The organism is Rhizobium sp. 22-785-1 (assembly GCF_053521965.1).
Window position 1 is genome coordinate 182,614 of the sequence record NZ_JBNWDI010000001.1, and the last position, 16,430, is coordinate 199,043.

The window sequence follows — 16,430 nt, forward strand, 5'->3', positions numbered from 1 at the left end:
CCAGCGGATAAGTCGGATACCGATACGCGTGGAATCCCTTACTGAAGAATCTTGAAAGTGGCGCCTTGACGCCCTCGTTTCTGTTCCGTATTTGTTCTAACCATGATCAAATTTCGTCTACAACCGCAACAACGCTGACAACCCACCGGGAAACCGGCGGCCAACGCATTTTTGTTGTGGAGATGACGATGAAACCTACCGACCTCGCAGGTCACGGGATGCGCACAGACGGATCCGAACCTGTTGAACGCTTCCGCCCATTTGGAACCGTGCGCTGCACGAACCCTCCCTATTTCAAAAGCCAGCTCGCACGCGATCAGGGATGTCTGCTCGACGTGGACGACGACGTCGTCGCATGGTGCTGCCGTCCGACTGGAATGAACATCCTGCTGCTCCAGCGAGGCTGGCGGGGTGAGCCGCCGGATTTCATGGCGACCTACACAAATGGGCAGGAGGTCTACATCAGCGTCCGGGAAGAAAGAGGCGACCCGCAGCTAACCGAAATTGCAGCCTGTGGCCGGTTCACGCATGTGTACGTATCTAGGGCTCAAATCAATTCCGGCTACCGCCTGCAGAATTCGAAAGACCTCCTGCGCTACGCACGCTACCGGTGCCCGCTCGGGGATCGAATGCGCATCATGTCGGCCCTCGAGCATGAGGGATCGGTGACCGTTGCAGGCTGCCTCGACGCATTCCGGGAGATCAACCCGATAGGAGGCCTGTCATCGCTAGTTCTACATCGTTTCCTGTCCATTGAACTTGACGTCGAACCCATTGCGCCAACCACCACCGTAAGGATTTTTAGGAGTGACCGTAATGCGTAAAGCGCTCGAAAAAACGTCAGCGGTTGCTAGGATTACATGTACGCTAGCCCTAAGGGAAACCTTAAAAAAAATCAAAAACATAATTGAAAACAGAGCCTTTTCAGTCGTTGTTCGAGTACCGAATGAGCTTCTAAAAGAGTTCGTCGATGCGGCAACGGACTTGCCCAAAATTATGCCAGGGGTCGAGGATATCGAGGTCTGCGAAGCCATCAAAGGGCTCAAAGGCGGCGTCGACTTTTCGGAGATCAACTCAGCGCTACGACTTGCAGACCGGGTCTTGATCGTAGTCAGGTGCGAACTGCCGCTACCTAGAACTATTCTCGCAGCAGTGGATGCGGTAATAGATGTGGATCCGATCGGCGCGGAGACTATCGCCCGCGCGGTTTGCCTGCTCGAGGATCGAGACTTCCCGGTCGACCAGATCGAGAGAATGCTAGCCTATCCGATCGCGGATGTGTTGGCAGCCATCCGACCAGGCAGGGACGCCGACTTCGCTCTCGAGCGGCTCCGGGAGGCTCACTCTCGCGGCGACATCTCGGACGATCCCCCGCCGATCGAGCATTTGCACGGATACGGCATGGCTGCGGATTGGGCCCGCAACCTCGCCAGCGATCTGGACGCGTGGCGACGAGGCACAATCTCTTGGAGCGAAATCGACGCCGGCTTGCTCCTATCCGGACCTTCAGGCGTCGGAAAATCAATGTTTGCAAAGGCCGTCGCAAAGAGCTGCGACATGTCCTTCGTGTCATCGTCGCTGGCGCAGTGGCAGTCGCGCGGTCACCTCGGCGATCTCCTCCAGGCGATGAGGACAACATTCGAGGAAGCTACGGCGAAAGCACCCTGCGTCCTGCTTCTAGACGAATTCGACAGCATCGGCGATCGCGCGCGTTTCGACGAGCGGAGCGCACAGTATTGCACCGAGGTCGTTTCCGGCCTGCTGGAGTGCCTCGACGGCATCAGTCGCAGAGACGGTGTCGTCGTCGTCGGTGCATGCAACCATCCCCAGAGAATCGACGCCGCTCTACTTCGCCCCGGTAGGCTTGGGACTCACATCCGCGTCGCGCTTCCGGACTTGTCGGCGAGAACGTGCATTCTTCGCGGGTACCTTCCCGAGGGATTGAGCGACCAGCAGATTGCACAGGCGGCGCTTGAATGCGACGGTTTCACCGGTGCCGACCTGGCTCATGTTGCGAAGGGCGCACTTCGAATCGCCCGTCGCCGCGGGGAAGCTCTAACCATCGACGATCTGCGGGCCGCCTTGCCACCCTCGACGCCGATCGAGGGAGAACTGCGCAGGAGGATCGCGGTCCATGAGGCGGGGCATGCCGCCGTGGGACTTGCCCTGGAAGTCGGCGAGCTCACGGGCGTAGTGGTTAGACACGCTTTCCGGCAGAGCGCTCCAGTAGGCGGCGGTACCGTTTTCGAGGATTCATACCGTCTTCGGAACAGCCAGTATTTCCTTGACGCGATCGCAATGGGTCTGGGGGGAATGGCCGCTGAAATAGTCGTTTACGGCGAGCATCTCGACGGTTCCGGGGGCGGCCTCGGGAGCGACCTTCACAGCGCCGCCGACCAGGCGACCGCCATGATCGCGCAGGCCGGAATGGGCAGGAAGCTCGGTTATTTCAACGCCCGCGACCAAATGGAAAGGGAGAAGCTCAGACGCGCGCTGCCTGCATTGAACCGCCAGGTGGAACAGACGCTGGATACCCAGCTAGCACGCGCGATAGATCTCGTCCGCAAGCGACTGGACTTCGTGAACGAACTCGCCGACATCCTGGATAAGGAAGGTGCTGTCGACGGAGATCGGGCGAGGGCGCTGTTCCGACATGGTGGTTCTCCAGCCCCGATGATTTGAGAATGACGTCGCAGGAGAGGTTCAAAGCATCTGCGACACCCGGCTGTGCGACGATGCGAACCCTTGCGGGCAACAAGGCGGGAGCCGATAGTATTCTGCATGCCCGTTCCCCGACTTCTTCTTCTTGCGGTGGATGGTCTGAGAGGAACTCGGGAAGTGTTGGAGGTGAGGGCGGCTTGGCGGCGCTGGCGGCATTGTTGAGTTGATTGTCTCTTCGCGAGACGCCGTTCGAATCCTTCAAGCATTTGGCATAAAAGAAGGGCTTGAACGTTGGGCGGCGACATCTCGGATGTAAAGAACATTACGACGACACGCGAGCAGGCGGGATAGGCGATGCGGCCTGCGCCAGGATTCGTTAAGGATAGAGGCAATTACCCAAGATTGAAAACTCGGCATTAAGACCTGGCAGTCGAAGACGAAGGCTAGCGTTTGACAAGCTGCGAGGTTCCCGTGACTGACGTTCCACCAATAGATGACCTATACCAAAGAGCTGTCCAGCACCGCAATTCCGACTACGTGGCGGAGGCGGTGCGCTGCTACAACAGTGGAGCCTACCGGGCGTGCATCATCATGATTTCGAACGCGGTATTCAGCGCCTTACAGGAGCGTATGGAGGAACTTGAAGCAGGGCAAGTGAGCCGGGCGGGGCAAGTAGTTCGCGCTGTAAAAAAAGCGATAGAAGAAAAAAGAACTTATGAAGGTGCGCTTCTTAAGGAGCTCCGGAAAAGTAAAGTTGTGCCTGTTGTTGAAACCGATGCACTGGGCGAAATTCTCACCAAGCGCAATCACGCCGCCCACCCGAACAACTCCGCTCCTACTGCGAAGGATGCATACTATGTGTTCGAGAAGGCGGTGACCTACTTCCTGTGCGAGCAGGCAAGGCCGCTTCGGTTCGCGATCGACACATTGATGCGCGATATCTACACCGAAGGATTTTTCACCGACGCAATCATCGACGACGTCGCGAGGAAGGTCGATGAGGAGATCGCGGCTTTCAACGAACACGAACACTATCAGCTCATAAACGAGCTAACAGATCGAGTGGCTGAAGAAATGGGCGACGAGGATTCCAAATCGCTCTGGTTCCTGCTCGGCCTGTTGGAACTGGACCGATCGAAACTGAACTCCATCATTGCTAAAGAGGTCTTTGCGAAGAGAGGCTTCAGTCCGGAGCGCGACGCCTATCTGGTGGACATGTGCGTCGTTCGGCCTGGACTCCTGTCCATGATAAGCGGTGAAAACCGCAAGCGACTGGACGATATGTTTGCAAACTTTATCGAGTCGCTGGAAAAGTTTTCCGCCGAAGGAACAGTTAGAAGTCCGACTGCCCTGCTGGTCGCCATAGCAGACAACATCAAAGATCCATGCATTGACACAGGCTACCCGAGGACGGTGGATGTCGTGCTGCGCCGGTTCTGGGCGCATCCAGATCTTGCCGCGCTCTTTAACACCAATCTCCGGGGCAGGGTGTTCAACTGTGTAATCGAAGAGGCGAAGAGAACCGAAGACGACGCTGAGACCGATTTGGCTTCGTATCTAGAGCGGGAAGACTCCACCCTCGCAGACGCTCTTACCCGCGGACAGATCGAAACTCTGTTCATAGTCTTGATGGCCTCCGATTGCCGAAAAGATCTTCGCGAGTTGCGAGAAGGCGGCTTTGATCGGATCCAATGCCTTCGGGAGGTGATGTCTCTTCCGAAGCCACCTTTAACCGGATTTGTCCCAACGACTTCCTATCTCATATTGGAGGGAAACGATCTCGTGCGCGAATTCAGACAACGGGCGGAGATTTGAGCCTGCGCTACGTCACCAGTTCGTTGGAACGCCAGCCCAAGTTGGAGTGGGCTCGTCTTGCCTAAAACTGTTGGATATCACCTCTGAAGCGGACGGATTCGCTGCCATAAAACGAGCCACGATACGTTCCGCGCAGTGCACTAGGTAATCATTCTCGCCCTCGCCGAGCTTGTATGCACCCACCACCAAGAGATATACATAGGCGATGGAGTTTGCGCTGAAATCAACGCCCTCGTCGTAGTCGATTGAGATATCGTGACCATGCGATAGGGCATTCTCTTCTTCCCAAGTAAGTGCTCGCTTACCGTTCGTTAGCCATTCTTCGCACAGCTCGTAGGCGATATCCGTTATGCTCTGGATCGGGTCAAGCGGCGGACGACCGTCTTCATAGCCAATTCGCGAATGCCATCTCACGGCATTTTCAAGCCTCAACGCTTCCTTCGAGATTGCTTCAGGGAGCTGGTGGCCGTGGTCTTCAAAACACCTCGCCGCCAGGAAGAAGGCGATGGATTCGGGCGTCTTCCCGTCGAGGGTGAGCGAGAGATCTGCCTGAATGGCGATCGCGACTTGGAAAAGCACTGCAAAAGGATCTGAGATATCGACATCCTGATCGAATACTGCTGTATGCGCAGGACCCTGACGCCTGAGTCCTATGATCTCACAGTCCGCTAAGTTCCGCATATTCAGCTTGATCCGAGCCGCCTTCAAAGCCTGATCGAGATTGTCCGCCCTCACGATCAGGTTTCTCTCCGTACCGTGGGCAAGGAACGTTGCTTCGAAATTTTTTAGGTTAGCGTTCACGCTAAATGCTCCTTGCGCTAAATTGGGCAACAGAGGCGAGGTGGTTTGGCTCGCCGCCCGAAAGCCCAACTCTTGCTTGGAACGTTGCAAGGAAGAACGGATTTCGAAGAAGCGAAACGACGTCTACTTCGGAGCGTTGGTGACAAAGCGGGAAACAGGCGCCCGACGCTTGTCTCATGTCGAGGCAGATAACCAATCGTTCACAGCCATGTGGCAGAAAGGGCAAAAGATCCGGACGCCAGATGACGTACAGCATAGACGAAAGAGCCTCGATCAAGCGAAAGATCGCCGAAGTCTGCTCATCTCAGATCGCAGAGGTGGGCCTCGCAAACGTTTCCGCTCGATCTGTCGCCAAGGGCATGAGAAAGACTGCTGGCTGGCTCTACACAATGTACGAGGATTTGGACGAGATCATAAATGCCGCAAACTCGATGACGTTGAAAGAGCTGAACGATGCATTTAGTCGTGACGCAGCCGATCAGGATTCGATACCAGCCGTCGAGAAGCTCTCCGCGTTCGCCAACTCCTTCCTCGTCTTCGCGCGGAGCCATCCTGAACGATGCGCGGCTCTGTTCGCTCCCATGCCAAGAACGGAAGCACCGCATCCAGCTCTAGAGACTGGGTTCCGCTCGTTGGTATCTCATATAGAGACGCCGCTCGCACAGATAATGACAGATGTCGACAATGACACGATCAACGCTACTGCAAAGACCGTGTTCACAGCCTTGCACGCCATTGTCTCGCTTAATCACCGCAGCAGGCCAGCGTACAGCCTCGACGATGCGGTGGATGATCAACTGCATTCGTTCGTGAACGCAATCGCTGCCGGCTATGCAGGGCTCCGATTGTCGAAGCTGGAGTAGGGCGTCCACCACAAACCGGAGCATAGACGGGAAGGCGCTATCGTCGGCAAGTATCCGGCTTGCCGAAAATGGACTGAACGTCTAAACCGTGTGCACCAATTTCAGGTGCAATCGAACCAAGTTTAGGTGCGAAGTGTCGATCGTCGATTTCCTACTTTCAGAACGGAAACAGAGGATGTTGAGCGCGTTGCTTCTCCATCCAGACCGCCAATATGGGTCCAACGAGCTTATCGCGATCGGTGGACCGGGACAGGGCGCCGGGAAGCGAATCCTTGACCAGTTCGAGAACTCTGGGGTCGTCACAAAGACGGCACGCGGAAACCAACGCTTATATTCGGCAAACAGGCAAAATCCGATCTACTCCGAACTTCGCTCGATCTGCCTCAAGACCTTCGGACTTGCCTCTGTCATCGCTAAAGAACTCTCGAAGTACCACGAATATATCAGCCAAGCATTCGTTTTTGGTTCGATCGCACAAGGGACTGACAAACCGCAGAGCGACGTCGATCTCATGCTTGTCGGAAGCGTGGACGTCCTCGATTTGGGCGAAGTTCTCGAACGCTTGGAGAAAGCGCTTGGAAGACGAATAGATCTAAATCTCTATACCGACGAGGAATGGAACACGGCTCAAGGAGATCGCGTCGTCAGATCAATAATGGCGAGCCCGCAGATCACGATCTTGGAAGGGACCGGGTGACTAATTCGGTCGTTTTGGCAAAGTAGGGCGCGGCTCGGCAAGGTGTCGGTGCGAATAACAAGCGCCAGAGCCAGGGGCGAGGTGCTGAGAGACGCTGCCTGTCGGATCCACTCAATACCCAATGATCGCATAATATAGATTATGGAACTTATAGTGATGGGAAGCCGGTGCGTTTAGGCGTTGCGCTGCCTCAACCACTCAAATCTCGCCAGATGCCTCACGGCGTCGCATCTCCAATTCTTCGCTGTAGCGCCTCAGCGTATGGCTTTCAGTCAGCAGGCCTACCGGCCGGTTTTCTACCTTGTCGTTGACGACAGCCAGCGCTTCGCTTTCGGTATCGTCGAAAGCCGCTGCAGCCTGGCGCGCGTTCATCGTCGGCAGCAGTACATTGTTCTTGTAGTGCAGATAGGATTCGAGGCCGATCTCTGAAGCGTCGCGTTCCATCGGGTCGGCGTAGAGTTCCGGTACCAGCACGATCCCGACGTAACGCCCATCATCATCTGTCATGATGACACGCTGCGTGGACCCAAGCGGAAAATTCTCCTTGAAAGCTTCAAGTCCCATGCTGAGATTGGCTTTTCGGATATCCGCACGCATCATTTTTCCGACGGTCAAATCGCGAATCCAGCCTATGTCATGGGCGCTGCGGATGCTTTCACCGCGCAGATGAAAACGCCATGTGGCAAAGGAATAGCCGAAGGTGGTGCGAACGACGAGTGATGTGGTGATGACTGCGGCAAGAACCAGCGCTGTGATCTGAAAGTCGCCTGTCAGTTCGAGCGCCAGAAACGTCATGGTCAAGGGGCCACCGATAATGGCAGCGGCAAAGGCGCTCATGCCGATGACAGCGTAGACGACCGGCTGCGTGGCGCCGTAGCCGATGAAGGGCGCACAAACGGCAAAGATTTTGCCAAGCAGCGAGCCCATAAAAAGAGACGCGAAGAACAGGCCGCCGCGGAAACTGGAGCCGATAGAGACGGCACTGGCAGTGGCTTTCAGCAGGAAAAGTCCAACAAGTCCCATAAGGGTGATATTCGCGTCGAGATTGAGATGCAGAGCGCCGTGACCACTGGAAAGCACCTGTGGCGAGATCAGCGCCAACGCCCCGACCACGAGCCCTCCCAGTGTGGGGCGAAGCCATAGCGGTATTGCGCTTTTGCGCGCTGTCTCCTCGATAAAGGATACCGCCTGCATGAGAACGATGCCGATGCCAGCGCAAACGACGCCCAGGAAGATCGCCGGCACATAATCGGGAGGCGTCACTGAACTTGAGCCGACAACATCGATGTTGATGCCGTGATGAGATATTAGGCCTGCCACAATGTTTGCAACCAGCGCCGACACGATCAGCGGCGCAAGTGTGACGATCGTGTAGGTACCGATGATCAGTTCGATGGCATAGAACGCTCCCGTCAAAGGCGCGTTGAACGCGGCGGCAATCGCGCCAGCGGCCCCGCATCCAACGAGGATACGCATGTCCCCTCGCCTGAGTTTCAGGTTCAGGCCAAGCTTGGATGCGACGCCGCTGGCAACCTGGGTGTAGCCCGCTTCAAGTCCAACCGACGCACCAAAGCCATTTGATACGATGTTTTGCACGCAGACGATGATGCTGTCCGTCAATGACAGTCGCCCGCCATGGAGTGCGTTGGCCTCAATCGGGTCGACCATCGGTTTCTTGCGGGTTCGGGATAGGATGAAGAGTATGAGGCCAAGTACCGCGCCTCCAATGACAGGTCCAGCCATGACGATCCAGCCAGAGAGATCGCTGCTGCTAAGCCTTTCGACGCCGAAGACAAGCACATGCAGTGCCGTGCTGAGCGCCCCGATCAGAGAAACAAGAACGCCGGCCACTGCACCAACAAGGATTGCAAGAACCACGAGGGCGAGCTCGCCACGACGAAAGAGCGCGCGCAGACGTCCGCTGCGTATATTGTCGAAAAAGCTCGCCATGCTGGGGGCGCGGAAGGGCTTGATCGACATTGCATTCCTCTATTGCAGCTACAGGCGCTCTTGCGTCAGTTCGACCTCGAAACGCATCTGATCGTAGCCGGGTTCGACATGGTCCGGCGTTTCCCGCAAGACGGTCTCATAGTCCAATGGCGTGTGCATATGTGTCAATATCGCGTGTTTGGCGCCAAACGTCTCAATCCAGCCGAGCGACTGCTCGAGCGACAGGTGACTTGGGTGATAGCGATACTGCAACGTATCGATGACGATCGTGTCCAGATTTTGGAGCTTTTCGACGGATTCTGGTGGAAAATCACTGACATCGGTGCAGTAGGCAACGTCACCGACGCGAAAGCCGAGCGAAACGATATCGCCATGTTGCTGCAAATGCGGCCTGATACGCAGCGGGCCGCCCTCGCCTTCAATAACGATGTCCTGATCCAGGTCTTCGATCAGATTGGGTTTGACGATCGGCGGATAATTGCTCCCGGCCGGCGTTTCCAGGCAGTATGGAAAACCATCGCGGATGCGCTGCATCGTATCCGGCTCGGCATAGATCGGTATCCGGCTGCCAGAGGTGATGAAGTAGCCGCGCAGATCATCGATTCCATGCAGGTGATCGGCGTGGTGGTGAGTATAGATGACGGCATCGATCGCTTTGACGCCCGCCGCAATCATTTGCTCGCGAAAATCCGGACCGGTATCGACAACGACGGTGGTAACACCGCCATCCGGGGAAATCTGCTCGATGAGAAATGCCGCGCGGGTGCGTCTGTTTTTTGGATTGGTCGGGTCGCACGCCCCCCAGTCTCCATTGATTCGGGGAACGCCAGGAGACGAGGAGCAGCCGAGTATGGTGAAGCGACGCCGATAGAGTGCCAAAGGATCAGACTCTCGTCATTTTCGAAAAGCAGCGGAACGCATTGTCCGTAGTGATCTCCGCCATCGTCTCGTAGGGCAGACCGTGAACGTCCGCCAGAACTTCAGCCGTATTGACGACATAGGACGGTTCGTTGCGCTTTCCGCGCCAGCGTTTTGGTGCAAGATAGGGCGCGTCCGTTTCCACCAACAGGCGGTCGAGCGGAATGGCCGCGGCGATGTCGCGGATATCTTGCGATTTCGGAAAGGTGAGAATGCCCGAGAACGAAACATAACCGCCAAGTTCGACACCTGCCTTCGCAAGTTCCGGTCCCGCAGAGAAACAGTGCAGAATAAACGGGAACGCGCCCTTCCCGCTTTCTTCGCGCAGCATAGCAATCATATCGTCATCGGCGCTGCGGCTGTGAATGACGAGCGGAAGCTGGGTGATGCGTGCTGCTTCGATGTGACGCCGAAGCCCCGTTTTCTGGTCTTCCGGCTTTTGCGTGTCGTAGAAATAATCCAGCCCCGCCTCGCCGATCGCCACGATCTTGTCATGGCCGTTGGCAAGCCGTACGAGTTCGTCAGCGGAGATATCCAATTCCTCATCGGCGTTGTTCGGATGCGTGCCGACGGAGCAGAAGACGGATGGGTATGCGTCGACAATCTTTAACAGCTCTGGCAGACGCCGGACGCGGGTCGAGATCGTCACCATCTGGGCGACGCCGGATGAGTGGGCGCGTTTGATGATATCGTCGCGCTCAGCGTCGAAATCGGCAAAGTCCAGATGGCAATGGGTATCGATCAGCATTCTGGTCTTCACGCCTCCGGCGCTACGTAACGCGGGAAAACCGGCTTTGGCGCTTCAAGCGGTGTGCCGGGCACGAGACGACCAGCCTCTCCGAGTGCCGCAAAATCCCGCTTGTCTAAAGGAGCGGCGACCAGATCGAGAAGCTTTTCGCACGATGCCGGCATGAACGGCTGAAGCAGGATACCGATCTGGCGCACGACTTCCGCCGTGACATAAAGGACGGTCCCCATGCGCTGCGGATCGGTCTTCTTCAGCGCCCACGGCTCCTGACCGGCGAAATAGCGGTCCGTTTCTGATACCATAGCGATTATCGAGGCGAGCGCCTTGTGAATCATCTGCTTGCTCATCTCATCGCGGCAGGTTGCGAGAAGCGCGTCAGCCGCCGCCAGCATCGCCTTGTCTTCATCTGAGAAGGTGCCGGGTGTAGGGATCTGACCATCGCAATTCTTGACAATCATGGAGAGCGAACGGCTGGCGAGATTGCCGATACCATTTGCAAGGTCCGCGTTGATGCGTGTCGCAATCCCCTCCTCGCTGTAGCTTCCATCCTGGCCGAAGGAGACTTCGCGAAGGAAGAAATAGCGGACTTGATCAAGGCCGAAATGATTCACCAGATTGACCGGATCGACCACGTTACCAAGCGACTTCGACATCTTCTCGCCCTTGTTGAGCAGGAAGCCGTGGGCGTAGACGCGCTTTGGCAGCGGCAAGCCGGCGCTCATCAAAAAGGCGGGCCAATATACGGCGTGGAAGCGAATGATGTCCTTGCCAATAATATGGACGTCAGCCGGCCAGTATTTGGCCCGTGGGCCTTGTTTGTCTTCGATATAGCCGGTCGCGGTGATGTAGTTAGTGAGCGCGTCCACCCAAACATACATCACATGCTTCGGATCGTCCGGAACCTTGATGCCCCAGTCGAAAGTCGTGCGCGAAACGGAAAGATCCTTCAGGCCTGATTTGACGAAGGAGATGATCTCGTTTCGCCGTTCGGCTGGACCGATGAAATCGGGGTTATCTTCGTAATGTTTGAGCAGCCTGTCCTGATATTCAGATAGCTTGAAGAAGTAGCTCTCTTCCTCCACCCATTCCACCGGTGTACCCTGCGGTCCGTAACGTACGCCATCTGCACGCAGTTCGGTCTCGTCTTCGGCGTAATAAGCCTCGTCGCGGACGGAGTACCATCCGGCATAGCTGTCCTTATAGATGTCACCAGCCTTCGACATCAGGTTCCAGATGTTGCGCGATGTCTCGTGATGGCGCTCTTCCGTCGTGCGGATGAAATCGTTATTCGAGGCATTCAACAGCTTGCCCATCTCGCGGAACTGGTCGGAGTTGCGCTGCGCCAATTCTTCCGGCGAAATACCTTCCGCACGCGCCGTCTGCTGCATCTTCTGGCCGTGCTCGTCAGTGCCGGTCAGAAAGAACACATCCCGTCCATCCAGACGCTGAAAACGCGCCATGGCATCCGTCGCGATCAGCTCGTAGGCATGGCCGATATGCGGCTTGCCGTTTGGATAGGAGATCGCTGTGGTGATGTAAAATGGGGTCTTGTCTGTCATGACGCTCGATCGGCTTTACGGTCTGATTTTTGAGATAGACCGCTTTAGCCTATTGTTCGCACAAGCGAAAGCAAAAGCCGTGGATTTTATGCGGATCAGACCGAGCGCATGTCTTCCAGAATGGACAGGACCATCTGCTTTTTGTCGAGATTGTAAGCTTGAGCAATAGCGATACGCTCGGAGAGGGACGACGACAGTCGCGCGCGACGCTCCGCGCCTTTCAGGTCTCCCGCAAGGGCGGCTGCCTTGGCGCGTTGCATCAACTCTTCGGTAGCGTGCTCCATGAAAAAGCCGAGGATGATATCGCCATCTTTTTGCGCTAAAACATCCGCCAACTTGTGCATTTGCTTGCGCGCCGAAGGCCCTTCCGCACTCATCGCCGCAGTGAAGACGTCAACGATATCGGAACCGCCATAATTGATGAGCTTCAACGCCTGCGCTACGCTTCCCTTGGAAGCTTGCAGCAGCGCTTCCCGCTTCTCACCTGAGATATTGAGCCCAAGATGATCAAGCGCATCTCCCATGGCACTATCGTCCAGCGGCAAAAGCCGCAACGGCATGCAGCGCGAACGGATAGTCGGCAAAAGCTTACCCGGGGCATGTGATAGGACCAGGAACATAGCCCGCTTCGGCGGTTCCTCGAGAATTTTGAGTATGGCGTTGGCGGCATTGCGATTAAGATCGTCCGCCGGATCGATGATGACGATACGCCAATTCCCGGTTCCGGACGTTTGCGAGAAGAAGTGCCCTGCCCGCCTCACCTCATCCACGGTAATCGCCGACTTCACGCGTCCCGTCTTGTCATCGACTGGCCGCGTCAGGTGCAGGAGATTATGTGATGCACCGGAGGAAGTCTGGCGGCTGACGACCGATGAAGGATCCGGATCGGCTATGTGGTCGGGCGCCTCGACTGGATCGGGATGGGATAGAACATGATTGGCAAAACGAAACGCCAGCGTTGCCTTGCCTATCCCTTCTGGTCCTTCGATTAGAATGGCGTGATGGCCTTTGCCGGACCGATAGGACTGCGCCAGAAACGCTTCCGCCTCGTCATGGCCGAACAGACGTGTATTGTCCGGCGGCGCGATCGCCCCATCGAGAACGCCCGGCGTTTCGCTCATGGCGTCACATCCGCGAGGCTCTTGAAGCGCTCGAGCAGAGGCTCAACCATGGACAGAACGTCTTCCGTCACTTTGTCCTGGGGCTGCTTTGCATCCACGATGCGGCAACGACGCGGCTCGTTCAGCGCGATGTCGAGATAGGCTTCGCGGCGTTTCTCATGCGTTTCCAACTCTTCCTTTTCGAAGCGGTCAGGCGCCTCCCCGCTATCGGCACGCTTGCGCGCCCGCGCAAGACCGTCCACCGCTGGAATATCGAAGATCAGCGTCAGGTCGGGCATGGTGCCATCCACGGCAATGCGCTGTAGCGTCTCGATGAAATCCGGCTCCAGATTTCCCGTCGTTCCCTGGTAGACACGAGAGGAATCGAGAAATCGATCGCACAGAACGACAGTGCCACTTTCGAGCGCCGGACGGATAACTTCCTCCACATGGTCGTTGCGCGCGGCGGCAAACAGCATGGCCTCCATACGCACGCCAAAAGACTCTGCCGCACCTGAGAGAAGCACGTGGCGGATCGCTTCTGCCCCCGCAGAACCGCCGGGTTCGCGCGTCACGACGACTTCAAAGCCGCGGCTGCGCAGCGTTTCCGCCAGGATACGGATCTGCGTGGACTTACCAGCGCCCTCGCCGCCTTCAAAGCTTATGAACAGTCCTTTTTGGGGCAATGTCTCTTCCTGATAATCTCGGCTGTTGCTTCTTATTAGACGATATCGATCATGGGCGAAACCGCGCCATATCTCACAGCCAGAAAAACAATAATTCCTTCAAGGCGCCTGCCGCATTCTGGCTTAATGTACCCTCGGCAACCGGGGCAGTGGTATAGAGCGGCACCTCACGCAGCAATCGTTCGCCGGAGAAAATCCTCAGAGTCGCGGCGTTGTAGCCCGCGTCCAGCGGCGCGTTGAGCGGCCATTTATACACGATGCGGCCAGACAGCCTGTCGGGATTGTTGAGCGGCACGAGGATGCCTACCGTTTCATGTACGGCAAGGTCTATGGTGGATGCCGCGCCCCCATAGACGCTCACACTCCCGACCGTTTCGTCCTTTTGAAACAACTCTCGCTTCTGAAACGCCGTCAGTCCCCAATCGACCACACGACGCGCCTCTTCCTGGCGAGTCTTGTCGTCCTCCATACCGGCGAGCGTCAGATAGATACGACGACCGTCACGCTCGGCTGAGATGACGGCAGAATATCCGTGGCCTTCCGCAAAGCCGAGCCCGAGTCCGTCAATACCGAGATCCTGGGCCAAAAGTGTATTCTTGTTACGTTGAAGGATCCGGTTCCACTCAAAATCCGGTTTGGTGAACAGGCTGTAGCGATCTGGATAAGTGTCACGGATGTGCTTGGCCAGCATCACCATGTCCTTCGCGGTGGTTTTGTTCGCAGGATCCGGCAAGCCGGTGGAGTTTGCGAAGGTGCTTCCCGTCAAACCCAGTGTCTTGGCGCGCTCTGTCATTGTCTTGGCAAAGGCTGCGTCGGAACCAGACATGCCTTCTGCGACAACGATGCAGCCGTCATTGGCGTTTTGCACGATGATGCCCGTCAGAAGGTCGTTGACGCTGACGGAAGATTTAAGTGCCGCAAACATGGTTGAGGTTCTGGAAGGTGCTCCCCCCGTCCGCCACGCATATTCCGAGACGGGATAGGACGTCTCAGGCGTCACGCGTCCACCCTTCAGTGCGTCAAGCACCGTCTCTACCGTCATCAGCTTTGCGAGCGAGGCAGGTGGAAATGGCGTGTTTTCGTTCAGAGACAGTAAAACAGTGCCGGTTTCGGCATCGATCATATAGGCCTGCTGCGCCTTTACCACGAGGCCGCTAGACTGTGCCTGCGCAGCCACGACGCCGCAAGTCATTGCCAGGGTGACAAGGCTGAAATACCGGAAAAATTTGGGTATGATCTTCACCATGGAACGCCGGCCCGCCGCCTATCTTATTGCTTACCGCCGCCTTGATCTTCCTCTAGAAAGAAATCGTCTCAAGAGAAGCGATTATGGGCCAATGGACCGTCGAGGCAAAGCTCAACGGTCTCTGTTCTGCTTGTTCTTCACATAGTTCAAAATGGACTGTTCTGTCAGTTCGCCTCGCTCCACGAGCACCGCATCGAACACATGCGCAGCCTTGGATGCCGGCGCGGCTTCTGAATAGGCCGAAGCGTATCGTGGCGATGGACCGGGGACACGCAGGAAGTTGCCTTCAGGACGCTCGTTGATGAACGGGCCAACTTCCGGAAGCGCTATAAACTGAGCGTTACCCTGCCCGCTAAAGCTCGCTGGCGCTGCACCTTCGACCAGCGGCATGGCCTGAAGCGCGTTGTTCTTCTTCGCGCCAACCAATGCCATTTGTGCCGAGCCGCCATAAGCAGGATTCGATGGAACGGGAATGTTGCGTTGAGAGGCGGATGCGACCATCACGCCGCTTGCGATCTGTCCTTCAGGATTGACGCCCGGAGCACGAGATCCTTTTGGAATGTAGGACGCCATGAGAAATGGCATATCGTGGCCATCCAGAGGCGCGCGCCCGACATATTGAACGCGCACATTGGCAGTGCCGGTTCCCTTCATGTCGAGGAGATCGGCAGTCTTGCTGGAAACGTCGATCAAGCGACCTTCGTGGAACGGTCCGCGATCATTGACGCGCACGACGACGGAGGACCCATTGTCGAGATTAGTGACGCGGGCATAACTTGGAAGCGGGAATGTCGGGTGAGCCGCAGAAAGATGTTCCTTGTCATAAGCCTCACCATTGGCGGTCATCCGACCGTGAAAGGCCGAACCGTACCACGAGGCAAGGCCGCTCTTGTCGTAGTTCGGATCTTCCTTGGGGAAGTAACGACGACCTTTGACCGTGTAAGCATTGCCGACGAGGAACCTGCCGCCGCCCTTGGGGACGTTGGCACCTTCTGCGATCCGCGGACTCGCCTTCACGCCATATTCCGACTCAGCGAAATATTCCTTGCTGCGCTTCGGCTTTGTTTTTGTTTCCGACGTTGTCGAACATGATGCTGTCGCGGCGCAGAGAACGGCAATGCCGACCCATTTGACGCTGACGCCAATCTTCGTAACGGTAGACTTCAAATCTCTGCCCCGTGCTGCTTCAGGCCGAACGTCTGCACGGCCCCTCTCACACCTCGATAATCACGCCCCTGACATCGAAGCACTTAACGGATGCCTAATCTTGCCCGCAACATGGCGAAAATGCGAACGATGCGGCCCAAGAACGTAAAATTGTAATGATTATGGTTAAGCGCTGGTTAATTTTGTGCTTGTGCAGGCGACTGGAAAATAAGGCTTTTG

The 16,430-nt window shown here is 56.5% G+C and carries 14 protein-coding genes; 5 read left to right on the forward strand and 9 right to left on the reverse strand.

The features are described 5' to 3' along the window. Positions 1 to 188 precede the first annotated feature (188 nt). From ACQZ5M_RS00895 to ACQZ5M_RS00905, 3 genes are all read left to right on the forward strand, one after another. Positions 189 to 824 carry a hypothetical protein gene (locus tag ACQZ5M_RS00895; protein ID WP_449078894.1) on the forward strand — a complete coding sequence of 212 codons (636 nt, stop codon included), beginning with the start codon at positions 189 to 191 and terminating at the stop codon, positions 822 to 824. Continuing rightward, complete coding sequence (locus ACQZ5M_RS00900) at positions 817 to 2,682, forward strand: AAA family ATPase (RefSeq protein WP_449078895.1); 1,866 nt, start codon at positions 817 to 819, stop codon at positions 2,680 to 2,682. Before ACQZ5M_RS00895 ends, ACQZ5M_RS00900 begins: the two co-directional genes overlap by 8 nt. A 450-nt stretch (positions 2,683 to 3,132) precedes the next feature. Then, complete coding sequence (locus tag ACQZ5M_RS00905) at positions 3,133 to 4,476, forward strand: hypothetical protein (RefSeq protein ID WP_449078896.1); 1,344 nt, start codon at positions 3,133 to 3,135, stop codon at positions 4,474 to 4,476. Positions 4,477 to 4,488: 12 nt separating this feature from the next. Here ACQZ5M_RS00905 and ACQZ5M_RS00910 read toward each other — a convergent pair whose 3' ends face one another. Further along, positions 4,489 to 5,277 carry a hypothetical protein gene (locus tag ACQZ5M_RS00910; protein ID WP_449078897.1) on the reverse strand — a complete coding sequence of 263 codons (789 nt, stop codon included), beginning with the start codon at positions 5,275 to 5,277 and terminating at the stop codon, positions 4,489 to 4,491. Between the two features lie 242 nt (positions 5,278 to 5,519). On the opposite strand from ACQZ5M_RS00910, the gene ACQZ5M_RS00915 reads away from it, so the two are divergent. Together ACQZ5M_RS00915 and ACQZ5M_RS00920 are read left to right on the forward strand one after the other, a co-directional pair. Continuing rightward, positions 5,520 to 6,140, forward strand: coding sequence for a TetR-like C-terminal domain-containing protein (locus tag ACQZ5M_RS00915; protein ID WP_449078898.1), 621 nt, complete (start codon positions 5,520 to 5,522; stop codon positions 6,138 to 6,140). 133 nt (positions 6,141 to 6,273) lie between these two features. Next, on the forward strand, positions 6,274 to 6,837 hold the full coding sequence (locus ACQZ5M_RS00920) for a nucleotidyltransferase domain-containing protein (protein ID WP_449078899.1): 564 nt from the start codon (positions 6,274 to 6,276) through the stop codon (positions 6,835 to 6,837). Between the two features lie 198 nt (positions 6,838 to 7,035). Here the strand turns inward: ACQZ5M_RS00920 and ACQZ5M_RS00925 are convergent, their stop codons facing one another. The 8 genes from ACQZ5M_RS00925 to ACQZ5M_RS00960 form a co-directional block, all read right to left on the reverse strand. Continuing rightward, positions 7,036 to 8,817 carry a chloride channel protein gene (locus ACQZ5M_RS00925; protein WP_296016349.1) on the reverse strand — a complete coding sequence of 594 codons (1,782 nt, stop codon included), beginning with the start codon at positions 8,815 to 8,817 and terminating at the stop codon, positions 7,036 to 7,038. Positions 8,818 to 8,835: 18 nt separating this feature from the next. Beyond that, a complete protein-coding gene (locus ACQZ5M_RS00930) occupies positions 8,836 to 9,666 on the reverse strand; it encodes an MBL fold metallo-hydrolase (protein WP_449078900.1) in 831 nt (276 codons plus the stop codon). 4 nt (positions 9,667 to 9,670) lie between these two features. Continuing rightward, positions 9,671 to 10,453, reverse strand: coding sequence for a TatD family hydrolase (locus tag ACQZ5M_RS00935; RefSeq protein WP_449079176.1), 783 nt, complete (start codon positions 10,451 to 10,453; stop codon positions 9,671 to 9,673). Between the two features lie 8 nt (positions 10,454 to 10,461). After that, positions 10,462 to 12,012, reverse strand: coding sequence for a methionine--tRNA ligase (gene metG / locus ACQZ5M_RS00940; RefSeq protein WP_449078901.1), 1,551 nt, complete (start codon positions 12,010 to 12,012; stop codon positions 10,462 to 10,464). 95 nt (positions 12,013 to 12,107) lie between these two features. Continuing rightward, positions 12,108 to 13,133: a DNA polymerase III subunit delta' gene (locus ACQZ5M_RS00945; protein WP_449078902.1), complete on the reverse strand. Its 1,026-nt coding sequence runs from the start codon at positions 13,131 to 13,133 to the stop codon at positions 12,108 to 12,110. Continuing rightward, positions 13,130 to 13,798 (reverse strand): dTMP kinase, encoded by a 669-nt coding sequence (tmk, locus tag ACQZ5M_RS00950; protein WP_296036540.1) that lies wholly within the window; start codon positions 13,796 to 13,798, stop codon positions 13,130 to 13,132. The genes ACQZ5M_RS00945 and tmk overlap by 4 nt, the downstream gene beginning before the upstream one ends. A gap of 73 nt (positions 13,799 to 13,871) precedes the next feature. Then, on the reverse strand, positions 13,872 to 14,990 hold the full coding sequence (locus ACQZ5M_RS00955) for a D-alanyl-D-alanine carboxypeptidase family protein (protein ID WP_449079177.1): 1,119 nt from the start codon (positions 14,988 to 14,990) through the stop codon (positions 13,872 to 13,874). Between the two features lie 165 nt (positions 14,991 to 15,155). Continuing rightward, a complete protein-coding gene (locus ACQZ5M_RS00960) occupies positions 15,156 to 16,211 on the reverse strand; it encodes a septal ring lytic transglycosylase RlpA family protein (RefSeq protein ID WP_296073683.1) in 1,056 nt (351 codons plus the stop codon). Positions 16,212 to 16,430: the final 219 nt, after the last annotated feature.